This is a genomic window from Saccharothrix lopnurensis (assembly GCF_042658445.1).
In the GTDB taxonomy this organism is placed as follows: Bacteria; Actinomycetota; Actinomycetes; order Mycobacteriales; family Pseudonocardiaceae; genus Actinosynnema; species Actinosynnema lopnurensis.
Map to the genome: position 1 here is coordinate 37,021 of NZ_JBHSQO010000018.1, position 18,104 is coordinate 55,124.

Here is an 18,104-nt window from a genome sequence, read left to right on the forward strand (position 1 = left end):
ACCTCCCCCGGGCGGGCCCCCTCCCCCGCCGCCATCAGGACTTCCGCCCCACCGCGCCGAAGCTGACGAACCTGGCGGCGTCCTCGCCCACGTCGTCCGGCGACTCCGGGTGCCACAGCGGCAGCCGCGCCACCCCCGGCTCCACCAGGTCGAACCCCTTGAACAGGGCCTCCACCTCGTGCCCGCGCCGCCACACCAGCTGGGTGACGCCCCGGTTGTAGGTGCCGGTGGCCCGGTCCCACGCCGGGTCCCAGTCGCCCTCCTCGTACCCGACGTGCGAGATCGCCAGGTAGCTGCCGGCCGGGATCGCGTCCCGGTAGGCGGCCACGATGCCCTGCGGGTCCTCGTCGTCCGGCACGAAGTGCAGCAGCGCGACCATCAGCACGCCGATCGGCCGGTCGAAGTCGAGCAGGCCCCGCACCTCGGGCGCGCCGAGCACCGACTCCGCGTTGCGCACGTCCCGCTGGAGCACGGTGACCAGGTCGTTCCCGGTGAGGATGGCCCGGCTGTGCGCGACCGCGACCGGGTCCACGTCCACGTACACCACGCGCGCGGTCGGGTCGGTGGCCTGGGCGATCTCGTGCACGTTGCCCACGGTCGGGATGCCCGAGCCCAGGTCGAGGAACTGGCGGACGCCCTGGTCGAGCAGGTAGCGCACGGCCCGGCGCAGGAAGGCGCGGTGGTTGAGCACCACCTCCTTGATCACCGGCGCGTCGGCCAGGGTCTTGTCGGCCACGGCCCGGTCGACCGCGAAGTTGTGGGCGCCGCCCAGCCAGTAGTCGTAGACCCGCGCGATGCTGGGTCTGCTCAGGTCGATGTCGCCCGGCGCCCAGGTCGGCCGTTCCACGCTGTCCACACGCACTCCTAGACGCTGTCGGTTCCCCACCGTTGTGGTGACCCCCACATCATGGGCCAATCCGGTGGGTTGTCACACCGTCCTGCCGCACTCGTCCCCGGATCTCGTCCCACCGAGCCCGTTCACCGGGAAGAATGACGTCCTCGTGGGGTACCTGTGGATCGCGGGCGCGGCCGTGTCGGTGGCGGCGGTGGTGCTGCTCGTGGTGCAGCACCGGCGGCGCAGGAGCTTCCTGCCGCCCACGCTGGTGGGCTCGATCGGGGCGTTCGCGCTGGTCGCCGGGTGGATGTTCGCGGTGGACGCGACCGCGCCGAAGCACGAGGCGATCAAGACCGGCGGGCTCGCGGGCGGCGCGGTGATCGCCCTGTACGCGCTGTGGCTCAACGACCGCCGGCGGCGGACCGACGAGGCGCGGCACGAACTGGACAGCGAGCGGCAGGTCCTGGAGAACGCCCGCGCCGAGCACGACCGGTCGCGGGTCGCCGACGAGCGGTTCGCCCGATCGGTGGAACTGCTCGGCCACGAGGCGGAGCAGGTGCGGGTGGGCGCGATGCACGCCCTGGCCGGCCTGGCGCGGTCCCGCCCGGAGTACGCCCAGACCGTGCTCGACGTGCTGTGCGCCTACCTGCGGCGGCCGTTCCTCGCCGGGGACGAGGCGAAGGACGAGCGCGAGTTCGAGGTCCGGCTCACCGCCCAGCGGCTGATCACCGAGCTGCTGCCCCACGACGCCGCCGCCGACGCGCCGCGCTACGACCTCGACCTGACCCGGGCCTACCTGGAGTACTTCGACATCTCGCACCGCCAGGTCAACAACCTCGTGCTGCGCGCCGCGCGCCTGCACCGGTCGAACTCGTTCCACCACACGACCGTCCACGGCAGCGCGTGGTTCACCGACTCGTGCAGCACCGGGCGCCTGTACCTGCACGACATGGCCTTCCACGGCAAGGCGTGGTTCAGCCGCTTCCTGGTGCCGGCCGGGGAGCGGGTCGACTTCTCGCGCACGAGGTTCCTCGGGCCCACCAAGTTCGCCGGGGCGCGGTTCGACGGGCCGGTCGACTTCGGGGGTGCGACGTTCACCCGGTCGATAGATTTCGAGGGGACCAGGTTCACCCGGTCGCTCGACCTGCGCCCGGTCGAACCGCCGGTCGCCCGCACGATCGGCATGTACGTGTCCACCGGGCACGAGAACCACCTGCCCGACGGCTGGGTGGTCGAGGCGGGCACGGGCCTGGTGAGGAGCTGATGGGGCGCGGGCGGTGGTTGCTGGCGGTGAGCGTGCTCGCCGCGGTGCTGGTCACGGTCGCCACCACGGCGACCCTGCTGCTGGTCGACCCGAGGCAGCCGAAGGCCGAGGCGATCAAGACCGGGGCGCTGGCGGGCGGCGCGGTGGTGGCGCTGTACGCGCTGTGGCTCAACGACCGGCGGCGGCGCGTCGAGGAGGCCCGGCACGAGCTGGAGAGCGAGAAGACCGCCGACGAGCGGTTCGCCAAGGCCGTGGAGCTGCTGGGCAACGAGGCCGACCAGGTCCGGGTGGGCGCGATGCACGTGCTGGCCAACCTGGCGACGACCAACCAGCGCTACAAGCAGACCGTGCTGGACGTGCTGTGCGCCTACCTGCGGCGGCCCTTCGAGCACCCGGCGCTGGCCAGGAAGCCCGAGGACCCCGACCAGGCGTACTTCCGCGAGCCGGCGGAGGACCGGCCGGCGGAGGACCGGGAGGTCACCGCCGAGCAGGAGCGGGAGATGACCGTCCGGCGGACCGCGCAGCGGCTGATCACCGACCTGCTCCCGTGGGGCTCGAACCCGGACGAGACCCGCTACCAGCTGGACCTGAGCGGGGCCAGGCTCGTGCACTTCCGGCTGGAGGGCCGCCGGTTCGGCCGGCTCGTGGCCCGGCGCGCCCAGTTCTACGGCATCACCGCGTTCCGGGGGGTCACCCTCGCCCAGCCGGCCCTGTTCTCCGGCGGCACCTTCCACGGACGGGTGGACTTCGAGGACGGGCGGTTCCACGGCGGCATCTCGTTCCAGGACGCCGACTTCAAGCGGGGCCTCACGCTCACCGGCGCGACCGCGGGCACGTTCCTGCACTTCCCCGAGCTGCCGCCGGAGGGCCTGGTCGGCAGCCTCGACGTGCGGGAGGGCACCGCGTTCCGCAACACCCCCGCCGGGTGGCCGCTAACCGGCGACGGGAAGCCCGCCGCCGTCGAGGACCATGTCCAGCAGGACTGACGCGGCCGCGCCGACCGCCGACGGGGTGACCACCGCGGTCTCGGCCACCGGCGCGTCCACCACCTCCACGAACCGGGCCCTGGTCTTCTTCGCCGCGAACGAGCGGGGCACCAGCGCCACGCCGAGGCCGAAGCCGACGAAGTCGAGCAGCGAGTGCACGTCGTTGACCTCGACCGCGACCCGGCGGTCCACCCCGGCGGTGGCCAGGGCGCGGTCCACCTGGTCCCGCGTCCCCCAGTCCGGGTTGAAATCCACGAACGGCTGACCCGCCAGCTCGGCCAGCTGCACCGACTCGCGCTCCGCGAACGGCAGCTCGGGCGCGCACGCCAACACCAGCGGTTCGGTGGACAGGGTCGACACCTCCAGGTCATCCGCGACGTGACCGGCCGTGACGAACGCGACGTCCAGCCGGCCCGCGCGCACCAGCTCCACCAGCTCGCCCGACCCGGCCTGCCGCAACCGCAGCTCCACACCGGGGTGCAGCTCGTGGAACCGCGCCAGCACGGCCGGCAGGTGCACGCCGTGCAGGCACTGGACGCCGCCCACGGACAGCTCGCCGCGCAGCAGCCCCTGGACGGCCGCCACCGCGTCCCGCGCCGCGTCGATCGTGCCCAGCGCCCGGCGCGCCTCGGCCAGCAGCGCCCGCCCGGCCTGGGTCAGCTCCACCTGCCGCGTGCTGCGCACGAACAGCGGCGCGCCCAGCTCGACCTCCAGCGCCCGGATGGACGCGGACAGACCTGATTGGGCGACGTGCATCCGCCGGGCCGCGCGGGTGAAGTGGCACTCCTCGGCCACGGCCACGAAGTACTCCAGCTGCCGCAGTTCCACGATTCATCACCCGTACTGCTGAATGGCATCAGGTCCTTCTGTTGGACAGCTTAATGCCGTCGGCCCAAGCTGGGTGGGAGGGGAACCAACAGGGAGGTACGTCACGATGCTCACTCGCCGCATCGGCGGGGTCGAGGTCAGCGCCATCGGCCTGGGCGGGATGCCCATGTCGCTGGCCGGCCGGCCCGATCGGGCCCGCGCCGTCGAGACCATCCGCACGGCCGTCGACCGGGGCGTGACCCTGATCGACACGGCGGACGCCTACTCCGCCGACGACAGCGACTTCGGGCACAACGAGGAGCTGATCGCCGAGGCGCTCAAGGGCGTGGACGGGGTCCTGGTCGCCACCAAGGGCGGCCACACCCGCACCGCCGACGGCGACTGGGCCCTCAACGGGAGGCCCGAGTACCTGAAGGCCGCCTGCGAGGCGTCGCTGCGGCGGCTCGGGGTGGACGCCATCGACCTCTACCAGTTCCACCGGCCCGACCCGGACGTGCCGACCGCCGAGTCCGTCGGCGCGCTGGCCGAGCTGCTGGACGAGGGCAAGATCCGGCTCGCGGGCGTGTCCAACTTCGACCCGGCGCAGATCCGCGAGGCCGTCGAGGTGCTGGGTGGGCGGCTGGCGAGCGTGCAGAACCAGTTCTCGCCCGCGTTCCGCTCCAGCGAGCCGGAACTGGAGCTGTGCGCGGAGCTGGACGTCGCGTTCCTGCCGTGGAGCCCGCTGGGCGGCATCAGCGCGGCCGGGCGGCTGGGCCAGGAGTTCTCGGCGTTCGCGGAGGTCGGCGCGGCGCACGGGGTGAGCCCGCAGCAGGTGTGCCTGGCGTGGATGCTCGCCAAGGCGCCGCAGGTGGTGCCGATCCCGGGCGCGTCGCGGCCCGCGAGCATCGCCGACTCGGCCGACGCGGTGCACCTGGAGCTGAGCGAGGAGGAGCTGCGCCGGCTCGACGGGTGATCCCCGGCGGGAACTCCCGGAGGGGTGCTCCCCGGCGGGTGCTCCCGGCGGGGCGATCACCACCGGGTGACCTCCGAATGGCGGGATCGGGCGATCGGGACGACGATCTGAGCCACCCCGGACGCACCAGAGCCGTCCGGGTCCGGCGGCCGCGCCACGCGGCCCGGACCCGGACTGCTCCGTTTTCGTGACCGATTAACGAGAACCCTGGTGATCCGGTTGGCCGTGCCTCACACTGCCCAACGAGTCAACCCCCTGCACTGGCTCCAGGAGTCCCGATGAACACCTTCGCACGCTCCGCCACAGCACTGCTGACCTGCGTGGGGCTGGTGCTGTCCGGTTCGGCCGCCACCGCCTGGGCCGCCCCCGCCACCGAGGACCGCACCACCGGGGACCACGCCATGGGCTCGCAGATCCGCAAGCACGAGGGAGGTTCGGCACGCGTCGTGATCCCCACCGACCCCGGCACCGAGGCCGTCGTGTACGGCATCGACGTGAGCGGCCACCAGGGCAACGTCGACTGGAACCACTGGTGGGGCCTCGGCAAGCGGTTCGCCTACGTCAAGGCGACCGAGAGCACCGGCTACCGCAACCCCTACTTCGCCCAGCAGTACAACGGCTCGTACAACGTCGGCATGATCCGCGGCGCGTACCACTTCGCGCTGCCCGACCGCTCCACCGGCGCCGCCCAGGCCGACTACTTCGTCAACAACGGCGGCGGCTGGTCCCCCGACGGCCGGACCCTGCCCGGCGCGCTGGACATGGAGTACAACCCGTACGGCGCGACCTGCTACGGGCTGTCCAGGGCGAGCATGACCGCGTGGGTCAAGTCGTTCAGCGACCGCTACCACGCCCGCACCGGCCGCTGGCCCGTCATCTACACGTCCACCAGCTGGTGGGACCAGTGCGTGAGCGGGGACTTCAGCTCCACCAACCCGCTGTGGGTGGCGCGCTACTCGTCGGCGGTCGGCACGCTGCCGTTCGCCTGGCCGGTCCACACGATCTGGCAGTACTCGTCCACGCCGATCGACCAGAACCAGTTCAACGGCGCCTACGACCGGTTGCAGGCGCTGGCCACCGGCTGAACGACCCGGTCGGCCGGGTGCGCGAGGCACCCGGCCGACCCCGGTCCTCAGTCGAACAGCGCCGGGAGGGTGCCCTCCCACGCCTCGCGCAGCTCCGCCAGCGGCAGGCGGCCCAGGTCCTGGACCTCCAGCGCGTCGGACTCCGGGTCCACCACGCCGACCTTGCGCCACGGCAGGCCGCGCGCGGTGCACATGTCGGTGAACCGCAGTTCCTCCGTGCGCGGCACGGCCACCAGCACGCGGGCGGTGGACTCGCTGAACAGCTCGGTGAACAGGTCGCCCTCCAGGAACACCCGGGCGCCCACCTCGCCGATCAGGCAGGTTTCCACCAGCGCCTGCGCCAGGCCGCCGTCGGACAGGTCGTGCGCGGCGGACAGCATCCCGTCGCGCGAACCCGCCACCAGCACCTCGCCCAGCAGCTTCTCGCGGGCCAGGTCCACCCTCGGCGGCAGGCCGCCCAGGTGGCCGTGGATCACGTGCGCCCACTCCGAGCCGCCGAACTCCTCGCGCGTCTCGCCCAGCAGCAGCAGCGTCTCGCCCGCCTCCGCGCCGATCCCGGTCGGGATGCGGCGGCGGACGTCGTCGATCACGCCCAGCACGCCCACCACCGGCGTCGGCAGGATCGCCGTGGCGCCGGTCTGGTTGTAGAAGCTGACGTTTCCGCCGGTCACCGGGATGCCCAGCTCGACGCAGCCGTCCGCGAGGCCCTTCACCGCCTGCTCGAACTGCCACATCACCGCCGGGTCCTCCGGCGAGCCGAAGTTCAGGCAGTTGGTCACCGCGACCGGTGTGGCGCCCGAGGTGGCGACGTTCCGGTACGCCTCGGCCAGCGCCAGCCGCGCGCCCGCGTACGGGTCGAGCCTGGTGTAGCGGCCGTTGCAGTCGGTGGCCAGGGCCACGCCCCGGTGCGTCGACTCGTCGATGCGGATCATGCCCGCGTCGGACGGCTGGGCGAGCACCGTGCCGCCGCGCACGTACCGGTCGTACTGCTGGGTGACCCACCGCCTCGACGCCAGGTTCGGCGACGCGGCCATGGTCTTGACCAGCTCCAGCAGCTCGTCCCGGGCGGGCCTGGCCAGCCGGTCCGGCGTGTCGGCCTGGAGTGCGTCCTGGTCGGCCGGGCGCTCGATCGGCCGGTGGTACACCGGGCCCTCGTGCGCGACCGTGCGCGGCGGGACGTCCAGCACGACCTCGTCGTGCCAGGTGATGACGAGCCGGTCGCCCTCGGTGACCTCGCCGATCTCGGTGGCGATGACGTCCCACTTCGCGCAGACCGCCATGAACGCGTCCATGTCCTCGGGCCGCACGACCGCGCACATGCGCTCCTGCGACTCGCTGGACAGGATCTCCGCCGGCGTCATGCCGGTGGCGCGCAGCGGCACCCGCTCCAGGTGGACGCGCATACCGCCGTCACCGGCGCTGGCCAGCTCCGAGGTCGCGCACGCCAGCCCCGCGCCGCCGAGGTCCTGGATGCCGACCACGATGCGCTGGGCGAACAGCTCCAGGCAGCACTCGATGAGCACCTTCTCGGTGAACGGGTCGCCGACCTGGACGCTGGGCAGCTTCTTGCGCTTGCCCGCGGTGTCGTCGAAGGTCTCGCTGGCCAGCACGGACACGCCGCCGATGCCGTCGAGGCCGGTGCGCGCGCCGAACAGGACCACCTTGTTGCCGGTGCCCGAGGCGTGCGCCAGGTGCAGGTCCTCGACCCGCATCGCACCCACGCACAGGGCGTTGACCAGCGGGTTGCCCGCGTAGGTCGCGTCGAACACGACCTCGCCGCCGATGTTCGGCAGGCCCAGGCAGTTGCCGTAGCCGCCGACGCCGGCCACGATCCCGGGCAGCACGCGGCGCGTGTCCGGCGCGTCGGCCGGGCCGAACCGCAGCGGGTCCATCACGGCCAGCGGGCGGGCGCCCATCGCGAGGATGTCGCGCACGATGCCGCCGACGCCCGTGGCCGCGCCCTGGTAGGGCTCGACGTAGGACGGGTGGTTGTGGCTCTCGGCCTTGAACGTGACCGCCCAGCCGTCGCCGACGTCCACCACGCCCGCGTTCTCGCCGATGCCCGCGAGCATCTTGGCGCGCATCTCGTCGGTGGTGGTGTCGGAGAAGTACTTCAGGTGCACCTTGGACGACTTGTAGGAGCAGTGCTCGCTCCACATCACCGAGTACACGGCCAGCTCGGCGTCCGTGGGCCGGCGGCCCAGGATCTCCTTGATGCGGGCGTACTCGTCGTCCTTCAGGCCCAGCTCCTTGTAGGGCTGCTCCTGGTCGGGCGTGTTCTCGGCGTTGGCGACGGTGTCGACGGTCATCAGGCGGTCACCACCGAGTCCACCAGGGACAGGAACATGCCCAGGCCGTCGTCGGTCGGGCCGGTGAGCGCGTCGATCGCGTGCTCGGGGTGCGGCATGAGGCCGACCACCCGGCCGTTGGCGCTGGTGATGCCCGCGATGTCGTTGCGCGAGCCGTTCGGGTTCTCGCCGACGTAGCGGTTGCGATCCCCACCGGCCGCGTCCGGCCGGTGCTGGTCGACGACGTAGCGGAACACCACGCGGCCCTCGCCCTCCAGCTCGTCGAGGGTCCGCTGGTCGGCCTGGTAGCCGCCCTCGCCGGACTTGAGCGGTACGAGGATCTCGGCGCCCTCCTCGTACCGGGTGGACCAGGCGGTCCGGTTGTTCTCGACCCGAAGCCACTGGTCGCGGCACACGAAGTGCAGCTTGGCGTTGCGGACCAGCGCGCCGGGCAGCAGGTGGGCCTCGCACAGGATCTGGAAGCCGTTGCAGATGCCGAGCACCGGCATGCCCTTGTTCGCCGCGTCGACGACCTCCTGCATCACCGGGGCGAACCGGGCGATGGCGCCGCAGCGCAGGTAGTCGCCGTAGGAGAAGCCGCCGGGCACGATGACCGCGTCGACGCCCCCGAGGTCGCGGTCGGCGTGCCAGAGGGGGACCGCCTCCCCGCCCGCGTAGCGGACCGCGCGCGCCGCGTCGACGTCGTCCAGCGTGCCGGGGAAGGTGATGACGCCGACCCTCATGCCTCGACCCGCCTCACGACCCAGTCCTCGATCACGGGGTTGGCGAGGAACGTCTCGGCGATCTTGGCGAGCGTGGCGTCGTCGACGTCGTCGGCGACCTCCAGCTCGAAGTGCTTGCCCTGGCGGACACTGGTGATTCCGTCGAACCCGAGGCGGGGCAGCGCGTTGGCCACCGCCTGTCCCTGGGGGTCGAGGATTTCGGGCTTCGGCATGACGTCGACGACGACTCGGGCCACGACAGGCTGCTCCAAGGTCGGAGGGGTGGCGGTACGCGGGAAGGGTACCTGAGCTGGGTGTTCATCAAGTTGGCGCGTGGTGGGGGGCACACGTTCAGCCAGGTTCACCCGATCGTGACCAGGCGGTTCGAAAGGGGTTCCTGGTAATCTGGTGTCAGCCGAGGCCCGTAAGCCGAGGAAGTGAGCACGGTCCGCATCCGGACGGATGTCGGCCGTGTTCGCGCCTTTTCAGGGGTTAATCGAGGCGCTGGACCGATCCGATCATGGGCGCGGTCCGACGCGCCCAATCGCCGCCCAGGCCGTAGCACCCCACGACCATGTCCGCGATCCACAACAACGGCTCCCACGCGCTGTCGGCGTGCTCGTAGAGCAGGTGGGAGTCGCGTGCGCGCTTGCCGAGCGCGGTGCGGATGGTCAGCAGGTCGTGCTTGTTCCGCTCGTCGCGGGTGTCGAGGACCAGCCTCCTCCCCTCGACGTCCAGCAGATCGTCGACCAGGCGGATCAGGCACTTCTGCCTGGCGCGTTCCTCGTTCGCACGGCAGTCGGTGCGGTAGATGTCCACCCGCGCGCCGAACTCCGCCAACCGGGCCAGGACGAACTTGCGGCGCGCCGTGTTCTCCCTCCTGAAGTGCACTTCCCGCTGACCGGGCAGCAGCAGTCCGCGCACCCGCGTTCGCAGGCGGCTCAGGTTCGGCAGCTCGACCACGGCGGCGGCGAGCAGGTAGGTGTCCCCTCGGCGGGATTCGTCGACAAAAGCTTGCACGGCCACGGCCGTGCATCGGCACCCGAAAGGCCGACCTGCACCAAGTCCACCCGAACGTGTGTTCGCCCTGTTCGCCATCGGCGTACCCGCGGATCCCGGCCGTTCCCGGCCCTACTGTGGGGATCATGCGCATCCTGGTGCTGGGCGGCACGGTCTTCCTCGGCAGGGCGACGGCGGCCGAGGCGGTGCGGCGCGGCCACGAGGTGGTGTGCGCGGCGCGCGGCGAGTCCGGCTCCGCACCCGACGGCGCCGTCCACGTGCCGGTCGACCGCGACGCGGGCCTGGGCCCCCTGGCCGGCGAGCACTTCGACGCCGTGGTCGACGTGGCGACCATGTCCGTCACCTGGGTCCGCGACGCCCTGCGGTCCGTCGGCGCGGACCACTGGACGTTCATCTCCAGCTGCTCCGTCTACGCCGACCACACCACCCCCGGCGGCACCCGCACGCTCGACCCGCTGGAGGACGACGCCGGGGCGCCCCGGTCGCCCGACCGCTACGGCGCTATCAAGGTGGCCAGCGAGAACGCCGTCCGCGACGCGCGCGGCGACCGGGCGTTCATCGTCCGCGCGGGCCTGATCACCGGCCCCGGCGACCGGAGCGACCGCTTCGGCTACTGGCCCAACCGCCTGTCCCGGGGCGGTCGCGTGGCGGTCCCGGACGCGACCGACCAGCCCGCCCAGCACGTCGACGTCCGCGACCTGGCCGCCTGGGTGGTGGACGCGGCCGAGCAGCGCGTCACCGGCACCTACGACGCCATCGGCCCGGCCGTCCCGCTCGCGCTGGTCCTCGGCGAGATCGCGGGCGCGGTCGCGCCGCCGGGCACCGAGCTGGCGCGCGTGCCCGAGGAGGTCCTGCGGCGGCACGAGGTCGCGCCGTGGGCGGGCCCGCGCTCGCTGCCCCTGTGGCTGCCCGCCACCCACCGGGCGCTGATGTTCCGCGACGCGGGTCCGGCACTGGCCGCCGGGCTGCGCACCCGGCCCACCTCGGAGACCGCGCGCGACACCCTCGCCCACGAGCGCGAGCTGGGCCTCGACCGCGAGCGGCGGGCCGGGCTGCCCCCGCGGGTCGAGGAGGAGCTGCTGCGCGCGGTCGGCTGAGCCGGTGTAGAACGGTGGGGCGAGAGGAGCACCCGCCATGCACATCGTCCACTTCGGACATTCCTGCCTGCTCGTCGGCACCGGCGGCGCGCGGCTGCTGTTCGACCCGGGCACCTTCTCCAGCGGTTTCGAGCAGGTCACCGGGCTCGACGCGATCCTGGTCACGCACGAGCACCTCGACCACCTGGACGCCGACCGGCTGCCCGGCCTGCGCGCGGCCAACCCGGGCGCCCCGCTGTTCGCGCCGTTCGACCTCGACGGCGCCACCCGGGTCGCGCCCGGCGACGTGCTGGAGGTCGCCGGCTCGACCGTCCACGTCCTGGACGCGCCGCACGAGGTGATCCACCGGGACCTGCCGGTGCCCGCGAACGTCGGCTACCTGGTCGACCACGGCGCGTTCTACCACCCGGGCGACTCGCTGACCGTGCCCGCGCAGCGCGTGGACGTGCTGGCGCTGCCGACCGCCGCGCCGTGGATGAAGGTGTCCGACGCGGCGGACTTCCTGGCCGCGGTGTCGCCGCGCAGGGCCGTGCCGGTGCACGAGGCGCTCCTGGCCCGGACCGAGGTCTACTACCGGGTCCTGACCGGCACCGCGCCGGCGGGCGTCGAGGTGGTCGTGCCCACCCGGGGCGAGGGGATCGAGCTGTAGGTGACGGGCGCGGCGCCGTGGCTCAGGACCAGGTCCACGGCCGCCAGCAGCGCCGGTCCCAGCCGGTCGAGCGACGCCGCGTCCACGCCCAGCCGCACCAGCCCGCCGCGCCGCGCCGCCCGGCCGGCGCCGAGCGGCTGGCCCCGGTGCCCGCCGACCATGCGCACCCGACCGGGCCGCACGTCGCCGGTGCGCAGGTCGTGCACGCCCGCCAGGTCCGCGCACACCGCGAACCGGTGCCTGCCCAGCGCGACCAGCGTGCCGGGCGAGGCGAGCCAGTCCGGCGGCGCGAACAGGTCCGTGCGCAGGCCGAGCCGGGCCAGCGCGGTCCGGGCGGCCACCAGCCGCAGGCCCGCCTCGTGGGCGGACAGCGCGGCGAACTCGGCGCGCCTGCGCCCCACCCCGGCCCGGTGCGCCGGGTCGGGCGCGTGGTCGAAGCCGTGCAGCAGGAGCGCGTCACCGGCGGCGACGCGGTCGCGGACCCAGGTCAGGGCCGGTCCGGGCGCCCGGCCGGGCGCCAGCAGCAGCGACAGCGGCACGTGCCGCCGGTCGAGCCGGTCGGCCAGGTCGGCGCACCGGGCGAGCGTGCTGGGCCCGATGCCGGACAGCGAGACCACGAGGTGGGTGCGCACGGGGACCAGTGCGCCGCACCGGCGTGTCGTCCGCCCGTCCGCGAGGTGACGCCCCGGTGCGGATCCGGCGAACTGTGCCCGGTGGCCGCCCGGGTCACCGCCCCGGTCACCTCCCGGGCGACGGCCAGTCCGCGAACGACAGCCCGGTGATCCGCTCGTACGCCTCGACGTAGCGGGCTCGGGTGGCGGCGACCACGTCGTCGGGCAGCGGGGGCGGCGGGGTGTCGGACGCGCGGTCCCACCCGGACTCCGGCGAGGTCAGCCAGTCCCGGACGTACTGCTTGTCGAACGACGGCTGCACGCGCCCCGGCTCGTAGGTGTCCGCGGGCCAGTAGCGCGACGAGTCGGGGGTCAGCACCTCGTCCCCGAGCACCAGCGCGCCCGAGGCGTCCAGGCCGAACTCGAACTTCGTGTCCGCCAGGACCACCCCGCGCGTCCGCGCGAACTCCCGCGCCGCGCCGTACACGGCCAGCGTCGCGTCCCGCAGCCGACCGGCGAGCCCCGCCCCGACGCGCGCCTCCACCTCGGCGAACGACACGTTCTCGTCGTGCTCCCCGACCTGCGCCTTCGTCGCCGGGGTGAAGATCGGCGGCACCAGCTCGGACGCCTCGACCAGCCCGGCGGGCAGCTCCACGCCGCACACCGAGCCGCCCTGCCGGTACTCGGCCATGCCCGACCCGGTCAGGTAGCCGCGCGCGACGCACTCCACCTGCACCATGTCCAGCCTGCGCACCAGCAGCGCCCGGCCGCGCACCTCGTCGGGGATGCGCGGGTCGTCCCACGCCACGAGGTGGTTCGGCGCCAGGTCCGCGAACCGCTCGAACCAGAACACGCTCATCGCGGTCAGCACCCTCCCCTTGTCGGGGATCTCGGTGACGAGCACGTGGTCGTAGGCGGAGATCCGGTCCGACGCCACGAACAGCAGCAGGTCGTCGTCCACCTGGTGGACCTGGCGGACCTTGCCGGTGGCGACCAACCGGTAGTCGTCGAGCTTGGGCACGGCCGAAGCCTACTTGTCCCGCTCCGTGGGCCCCCCTTCCCGCCTGCGGCAAGATGCCCCCCATGCGCGCACCCGGACTGATGCTCAGCGTGATCGCCGCCCTCGCCGTCGCCTGCGCCCCCGCCGACGAGACCACGCAGCCCTCCAACCAGGTCGACGGCGTGGACTGCACGAAGGAGAACCTGGCGACGCTGACCGCGGGCAAGATCACGTTCGGCACGGACCAGCCCGTGTACGAGCCGTGGTTCGTGGACGACGACCCCACCAACGGCAAGGGCTTCGAGTCCGCGACCGCCTACGCCCTGGCCGAGGAGCTCGGCTACGCCCGCGAGGACGTGGTGTGGACGCGGGTGCCGTTCAACGCCGCCATCCAGCCGGGCAGGAAGACCTACGACGCGAACCTCACCGAGTTCTCCATCACCGAGGAGCGCAAGCAGGCCGTCGACTTCTCCGCGCCGTACTACGACGTGGACCAGGCCGTGATCACGCTGGAGTCGTCGAAGGCGGCGTCGGTGACGACGCTCGCGGAGCTGAAGTCGGTGAAGATCGGCGCGCAGGTCGGCACCACCAGCCTCGACGCGGCGCAGCGGCTCCAGCCCGAGCAGGACGTGGCGGTCTACAACACCAACGACGACGCCAAGGCCGCCCTGCGCGCCGGGCAGGTCGACGCGCTGGTGGTGGACCTGCCGACGGCGTTCTTCATCACCTCCGCGGAGCTGGAGGACGGGGTGATCGTCGGCCAGGTCCCGCCCGGCGACGGCAAGCCCGAGCAGTTCGGCATCGTGCTGGACAAGGGCAGCCCGCTGACCGCGTGCGTGTCCACGGCGGTGGAGAACCTGCGGGCCGACGGCACGCTGGCCGAGATCGAGCGGGAGTGGCTGGCGTCCGCGGGCACGGCGCCCGAGCTGAGGTGATCAGCGAGCTCCAGCGGGAACGCCTCGCCTACCGGCGTTCCCGCGCCCGGCGCTCCACCCTGGTCGCGCTGCTGTCGACGGCGGTGTTCGCGGGGGTCGCGTGGGTGACCGTGACGGGGGCGCCGGGCTGGCCGCGCGTGCAGCGGTCGTTCTTCGACCCGGGGACCGCGTGGCGGTCGCTGCCCGCGATCCTGGAGGGGCTGTGGCTCAACCTCCGGGTGCTGGTGGTGTGCGGCGCGGCGATCCTGGTGCTGGCACTGGTCGTGGCGGCGCTGCGCACGCTGCGCGGCCCCGTGTGGTTCCCGCTGCGGGTGCTGGCCACGGTGTACGTGGACCTGTTCCGCGGCCTGCCGCTGATCATCCTGCTGTACCTGGTCGGGTTCGGGCTGCCCGCGCTGCGGCTGACCGGCGTGCCCAACGACCACGTGGTGCTCGGCGGGGTGGCCCTGGTGCTCGCCTACACCGCCTACGTGGCCGAGGTGTTCCGCGCCGGGATCGAGTCGGTCCACCCGTCGCAGGTGGCGGCGGCCCGGTCGCTGGGCCTGGGCCCGCGCAAGACGCTGCGGCTGGTGGTGCTGCCGCAGGCGGTGCGGCGGGTCATGCCGGCGCTGCTGAACGACTTCGTGGCGTTGCAGAAGGACTGCGGGCTGATCTCCGTGCTGGGCGCGGTGGACGCGGTGCGGGCGGCGCAGATCGAGCAGTCGCGGGCGTTCAACTTCACCCCGTACGTGGTGGCGGGGCTGCTGTTCGTGCTGCTCGCGGTGCCCACGGCGCGGTTCGCCGACGCCGTCGGCAGGCGGGTGGACCGCCGCCGGGGCGACCGGTGACCCCCGGGGCGCCGACGCCCGGCCCGGTGCTCTCCGTGCGCGGGCTGGTCAAGCGCTACGGGGACCGCGCGGTGCTCGACGGGATCGACCTCGACGTGCACGAGCACGAGGTGGTCGCCCTGATCGGGTCGTCGGGTTCGGGCAAGTCGACCCTGCTGCGGTGCGTGAACCTGCTGGAGGAGCTGGACGACGGCCAGGTGCTGCTCGACGGCGTGGACGTGTCCGACCCGAGGGTGGACGCCGACGTGGCCCGGCGCGGCATGGGCGTCGTGTTCCAGGCGTTCAACCTGTTCCCGCACATGAGCGTGCTGGACAACGTCACCCTGGCGCCGCGCGTGGTGCACGGCGTGCCGCGGGCCGACGCCGAGCGGCGGGGCCGCGAGCTGCTGGCGCGGGTCGGGCTGGCCGACCGGGCGGGCAGCTACCCCGAGCGGCTGTCCGGCGGGCAGCAGCAGCGGGTCGCGATCGCGCGGGCGCTGGCGTACTCGCCCCGGTTGCTGCTGCTGGACGAGATCACCAGCGCGCTGGACCCAGAGCTGGTGGGCGAGGTGTTGCAGCTGGTCAGGGAGCTGGCGGCGCAGGGGCGGACCATCCTGATGGCCACCCACGAGATGGGTTTCGCGCGCCAGGTCGCCGACCGGGTGGTGTTCCTGGACGCCGGCGGGGTGGTGGAGTCCGGGCCGCCCGAGCAGGTGTTGGGGGAGCCTCGGCACCCGCGCACGCGGCAGTTCCTGAAGCGGATCATCGACGCGGGCAGGCTGTAGGGGCACCGGGGGTGCGCGTCGTCGGGACCGCCGGAGGGTGCGTCGTCGGGACCACCGCGGGTGTGCGTCGTCAGGACCACCAGGGGTGCGCGTCGTCGGGACCGCCGCGCGTGTGCGTCGTCGGGACCACCAAGGGTGCGCGTCGTCGGGACCGCCGCGCGTGTGCGTCGTCAGGACCACAGGGGGTGTGCGTCGTCGGGCCGATCGAGAGAGGCCACTTGGGCTACCGGCCGAGAGCCGCCTACCCTGCTCGACGTGGTTCACCGGAAGGCCCTCACCGCCCCCGCCGCGGCGACCGGCGCGCTCGCCCTGCTGCTCACGGGGGCGTGCGGCAAGCCGACGGCGGCGCCGGAGCCGGTCGTCGTGCCGACGACCGCCAGCTCCGCGCCCGCGACCTCCGTGCCGGCGGTAGCGAGCATCTCCGTCCGGCCGCGGGTCACGACGCCGCCGACCACGGTCGCGGCCACGACCGAGCCGCCACCCCCGCCACCGCCCGCTCCCGCGCCGATCCAGCCGGCGCCGCCGCCCGAGCCGACGACCGTGCCGACCACGGCACCGCCGGAGCTCGACGAGGTGGCGTTCGAGGGCTTCCCCTGCGACGAGCGGGGGGCCGCCGCGGTGGACCCCACCGGAAAGCCGCTGGTGTGCCAGCACGGGCGCCGCGGTTGGCTGCGGTGGGAGAGGGCGGACTGACCAGGGGGTTCGTCGGCTTCCGCCCGGGAACCGCGGGTCAGAGGATCGGCTCCGGCGCGTAGCCCACCGCGGTCGGGTACGCGGTCAGCACGTCCTCCACCTGCCGCACCACCTCGGCGACCTGCTGCTCCGCCACCCCGGTGAACGACAGCCGGTCGGCCAGCAGGCCGTCCAGGGCCGCCCGGTCCAGCGGCAGGCGCGGGTCGGCGGCCAGCCGGTCCAGCAGGTCGTTCCCGGCCTTCCCCTCCTCGCGCATCGCCAGCGCCACGGCCACCGCGTGCTCCTTGATCGCCTCGTGCGCGGTCTCCCGGCCCACGCCCGCCCGCACCGCCGCCATCAGCACCTTCGTCGTGGCCAGGAACGGCAGGTAGCGGTCCAGTTCGCGCGCCACCACCGCCGGGTAGGCGCCGAACTCGTCGAGCACGGTGAGGAACGTCTCCAGCAGCCCGTCCAGCGCGAAGAACGCGTCCGGCAGCGCGACCCGGCGCACCACCGAGCACGACACGTCGCCCTCGTTCCACTGGTCGCCGGCCAGTTCGCCGACCATCGACAGGTGGCCGCGCAGGATGACCGCGAAGCCGTTGACCCGCTCGCACGACCGGGTGTTCATCTTGTGCGGCATCGCGCTGGAGCCCACCTGGCCGGGCTTGAAGCCCTCGGTGACCAGCTCGTGGCCCGCCATCAGCCGGATGGTCCTGGCCAGCGAGGACGGGCCCGCCGCCAGCTGCACCAGGCACGACACCACGTCGAAGTCGAGCGAGCGCGGGTAGACCTGGCCGACGCTGGTCAGCACCCGCTCGAAGCCCAGGTGCCCGGCGACGGCGCGCTCCAGCCCGACGAGCTTGTCCCGGTCGCCGCCGAGCAGGTCGAGCATGTCCTGGGCGGTGCCGACCGGGCCCTTGACGCCGCGCAGCGGGTAGCGCGCGATCAGCTCGTCCAGCCGCCGGAAGGCCACCAGCACCTCGTCGGCGGCGGTGGCGAAGCGCTTGCCGAGGGTGGTGGCCTGGGCGGCGACGTTGTGCGAGCGGCCCGCCACGACCAGGTCGGCGTGCTCGGCGGCGCGGCGCGCGAGCCGGGCGAGGACGGCGGCGGTCTTGCCGCGCACGTACTCCAGGGAGCGCAGCACCTGGAGCTGCTCGACGTTCTCGGTCAGGTCGCGCGAGGTCATGCCCTTGTGCACGTGCTCGTGGCCGGCGAGGGCGTTGAACTCCTCGATGCGCGCCTTCACGTCGTGCCGGGTGACGCGCTCGCGCTCGGCGATGGACGCCAGGTCGACCTGGTCGATCACCCGCTCGTAGTCCGCCACGGCCTGCGCGGGCACGTCGACGCCCAGCTCGGCCTGCGCCCGCAGCACCGCGAGCCACAGCTGCCGCTCCAGCACGATCTTGTGCTCGGCGGACCACAGGGTGACCAGCTCGGTGGAGGCGTAGCGACCGGCGAGGACATTGGCGATGCGGGGCTTGACCGTCACGTGACCAGCATATTTCGCGGCCGGGGGCGACCGGTCGGCGGGCCGGGCACCCCGCCGTCACCGCCCCGCCCCCGCCC

Annotated in this window: 19 protein-coding genes; 10 read left to right on the plus strand and 9 right to left on the minus strand. The window is 73.4% G+C overall.

The window, feature by feature from the left end; translation table 11 throughout:
* Positions 1-34: 34 nt before the first annotated feature.
* A complete protein-coding gene (locus tag ACFP3R_RS19040; RefSeq protein ID WP_380637576.1) occupies positions 35-856 on the minus strand; it encodes an SAM-dependent methyltransferase in 822 nt (273 codons plus the stop codon).
* A 145-nt stretch (positions 857-1,001) separates the two neighbouring features.
* Between ACFP3R_RS19040 and ACFP3R_RS19045 the strand changes: the two genes are divergently transcribed.
* Together ACFP3R_RS19045 and ACFP3R_RS19050 are read left to right on the plus strand one after the other, a co-directional pair.
* Positions 1,002-2,099 (plus strand): pentapeptide repeat-containing protein, encoded by a 1,098-nt coding sequence (locus ACFP3R_RS19045; protein WP_380637577.1) that lies wholly within the window; start codon positions 1,002-1,004, stop codon positions 2,097-2,099.
* A complete protein-coding gene (locus tag ACFP3R_RS19050; protein WP_380637578.1) occupies positions 2,099-3,085 on the plus strand; it encodes a pentapeptide repeat-containing protein in 987 nt (328 codons plus the stop codon). The genes ACFP3R_RS19045 and ACFP3R_RS19050 overlap by 1 nt, the downstream gene beginning before the upstream one ends.
* Here ACFP3R_RS19050 and ACFP3R_RS19055 read toward each other — a convergent pair.
* On the minus strand, positions 3,032-3,913 hold the full coding sequence (locus tag ACFP3R_RS19055) for a LysR family transcriptional regulator (RefSeq protein WP_380637579.1): 882 nt from the start codon (positions 3,911-3,913) through the stop codon (positions 3,032-3,034). The two genes, ACFP3R_RS19050 and ACFP3R_RS19055, sit on opposite strands and share 54 nt — an antisense overlap.
* A gap of 106 nt (positions 3,914-4,019) precedes the next feature.
* On the opposite strand from ACFP3R_RS19055, the gene ACFP3R_RS19060 reads away from it, so the two are divergent.
* Positions 4,020-4,865, plus strand: a complete 846-nt coding sequence (locus ACFP3R_RS19060) for an aldo/keto reductase (RefSeq protein ID WP_380637580.1) — start codon at positions 4,020-4,022, stop codon at positions 4,863-4,865.
* 278 nt (positions 4,866-5,143) lie between these two features.
* On the plus strand, positions 5,144-5,950 hold the full coding sequence (locus ACFP3R_RS19065; RefSeq protein ID WP_380637581.1) for a lysozyme: 807 nt from the start codon (positions 5,144-5,146) through the stop codon (positions 5,948-5,950).
* Positions 5,951-5,997: 47 nt separating this feature from the next.
* Here the strand turns inward: ACFP3R_RS19065 and purL are convergent, their stop codons facing one another.
* The 4 genes from purL to ACFP3R_RS19085 all read right to left on the minus strand — a co-directional run bounded on the left by purL (position 5,998) and on the right by ACFP3R_RS19085 (position 9,980).
* Positions 5,998-8,259 carry a phosphoribosylformylglycinamidine synthase subunit PurL gene (gene purL / locus ACFP3R_RS19070; RefSeq protein WP_380637582.1) on the minus strand — a complete coding sequence of 754 codons (2,262 nt, stop codon included), beginning with the start codon at positions 8,257-8,259 and terminating at the stop codon, positions 5,998-6,000.
* A complete protein-coding gene (gene purQ / locus ACFP3R_RS19075; RefSeq protein WP_380637583.1) occupies positions 8,259-8,981 on the minus strand; it encodes a phosphoribosylformylglycinamidine synthase subunit PurQ in 723 nt (240 codons plus the stop codon). Before purQ ends, purL begins: the two co-directional genes overlap by 1 nt.
* Complete coding sequence (gene purS / locus ACFP3R_RS19080; RefSeq protein WP_033428368.1) at positions 8,978-9,217, minus strand: phosphoribosylformylglycinamidine synthase subunit PurS; 240 nt, start codon at positions 9,215-9,217, stop codon at positions 8,978-8,980. The genes purQ and purS overlap by 4 nt, the downstream gene beginning before the upstream one ends.
* 235 nt (positions 9,218-9,452) lie before the next feature.
* Positions 9,453-9,980: a hypothetical protein gene (locus ACFP3R_RS19085; RefSeq protein ID WP_380637584.1), complete on the minus strand. Its 528-nt coding sequence runs from the start codon at positions 9,978-9,980 to the stop codon at positions 9,453-9,455.
* Positions 9,981-10,105: 125 nt separating this feature from the next.
* Between ACFP3R_RS19085 and ACFP3R_RS19090 the strand changes: the two genes are divergently transcribed.
* Together ACFP3R_RS19090 and ACFP3R_RS19095 are read left to right on the plus strand one after the other, a co-directional pair.
* Positions 10,106-11,077: an NAD-dependent epimerase/dehydratase family protein gene (locus tag ACFP3R_RS19090; RefSeq protein ID WP_380637585.1), complete on the plus strand. Its 972-nt coding sequence runs from the start codon at positions 10,106-10,108 to the stop codon at positions 11,075-11,077.
* Positions 11,078-11,114: 37 nt separating this feature from the next.
* Positions 11,115-11,726, plus strand: coding sequence for an MBL fold metallo-hydrolase (locus ACFP3R_RS19095; RefSeq protein ID WP_380637586.1), 612 nt, complete (start codon positions 11,115-11,117; stop codon positions 11,724-11,726).
* On the opposite strand, the gene ACFP3R_RS19100 is transcribed toward ACFP3R_RS19095, so the two are convergent.
* Positions 11,648-12,358, minus strand: coding sequence for a DUF2334 domain-containing protein (locus ACFP3R_RS19100; protein WP_380637587.1), 711 nt, complete (start codon positions 12,356-12,358; stop codon positions 11,648-11,650). The genes ACFP3R_RS19095 and ACFP3R_RS19100 overlap by 79 nt on opposite strands.
* A gap of 106 nt (positions 12,359-12,464) precedes the next feature.
* The gene (locus tag ACFP3R_RS19105) at positions 12,465-13,358 is read right to left on the minus strand and encodes a phosphoribosylaminoimidazolesuccinocarboxamide synthase (RefSeq protein WP_380637588.1); all 894 of its coding nucleotides are present in this window, start codon (positions 13,356-13,358) and stop codon (positions 12,465-12,467) included.
* Positions 13,359-13,420: 62 nt separating this feature from the next.
* Between ACFP3R_RS19105 and ACFP3R_RS19110 the strand changes: the two genes are divergently transcribed.
* The 4 genes from ACFP3R_RS19110 (at position 13,421) to ACFP3R_RS19125 (ending at position 16,556) form a co-directional block, all read left to right on the plus strand.
* A complete protein-coding gene (locus tag ACFP3R_RS19110) occupies positions 13,421-14,272 on the plus strand; it encodes an ABC transporter substrate-binding protein (RefSeq protein WP_380637589.1) in 852 nt (283 codons plus the stop codon).
* Entirely contained in the window at positions 14,269-15,099 is an 831-nt protein-coding gene (locus tag ACFP3R_RS19115) for an amino acid ABC transporter permease (RefSeq protein WP_380637590.1), read from the plus strand. Before ACFP3R_RS19110 ends, ACFP3R_RS19115 begins: the two co-directional genes overlap by 4 nt.
* 26 nt (positions 15,100-15,125) lie before the next feature.
* Entirely contained in the window at positions 15,126-15,863 is a 738-nt protein-coding gene (locus ACFP3R_RS19120; RefSeq protein ID WP_380637591.1) for an amino acid ABC transporter ATP-binding protein, read from the plus strand.
* 255 nt (positions 15,864-16,118) lie between these two features.
* Positions 16,119-16,556: a hypothetical protein gene (locus tag ACFP3R_RS19125; protein WP_380637592.1), complete on the plus strand. Its 438-nt coding sequence runs from the start codon at positions 16,119-16,121 to the stop codon at positions 16,554-16,556.
* A 37-nt stretch (positions 16,557-16,593) separates the two neighbouring features.
* On the opposite strand, the gene purB is transcribed toward ACFP3R_RS19125, so the two are convergent.
* Positions 16,594-18,027, minus strand: a complete 1,434-nt coding sequence (gene purB, locus ACFP3R_RS19130) for an adenylosuccinate lyase (RefSeq protein ID WP_380637593.1) — start codon at positions 18,025-18,027, stop codon at positions 16,594-16,596.
* Positions 18,028-18,104 lie beyond the last annotated feature (77 nt).

Excerpts from the sequence above, each read along its gene's own strand:
- ACFP3R_RS19110 (WP_380637589.1), top strand. The coding sequence starts at position 13,421 with ATGCGCGCACCCGGACTGATGCTCAGCGTGATCGCCGCCCTCGCCGTC.
- ACFP3R_RS19090 (WP_380637585.1), top strand. The coding sequence starts at position 10,106 with ATGCGCATCCTGGTGCTGGGCGGCACGGTCTTCCTCGGCAGGGCGACG.
- ACFP3R_RS19095 (WP_380637586.1), top strand. The coding sequence starts at position 11,115 with ATGCACATCGTCCACTTCGGACATTCCTGCCTGCTCGTCGGCACCGGC.
- purL (WP_380637582.1), bottom strand. The coding sequence starts at position 8,259 with ATGACCGTCGACACCGTCGCCAACGCCGAGAACACGCCCGACCAGGAG.
- purQ (WP_380637583.1), bottom strand. The coding sequence starts at position 8,981 with ATGAGGGTCGGCGTCATCACCTTCCCCGGCACGCTGGACGACGTCGAC.
- ACFP3R_RS19060 (WP_380637580.1), top strand. The coding sequence starts at position 4,020 with ATGCTCACTCGCCGCATCGGCGGGGTCGAGGTCAGCGCCATCGGCCTG.
- ACFP3R_RS19050 (WP_380637578.1), top strand. The coding sequence starts at position 2,099 with ATGGGGCGCGGGCGGTGGTTGCTGGCGGTGAGCGTGCTCGCCGCGGTG.
- ACFP3R_RS19065 (WP_380637581.1), top strand. The coding sequence starts at position 5,144 with ATGAACACCTTCGCACGCTCCGCCACAGCACTGCTGACCTGCGTGGGG.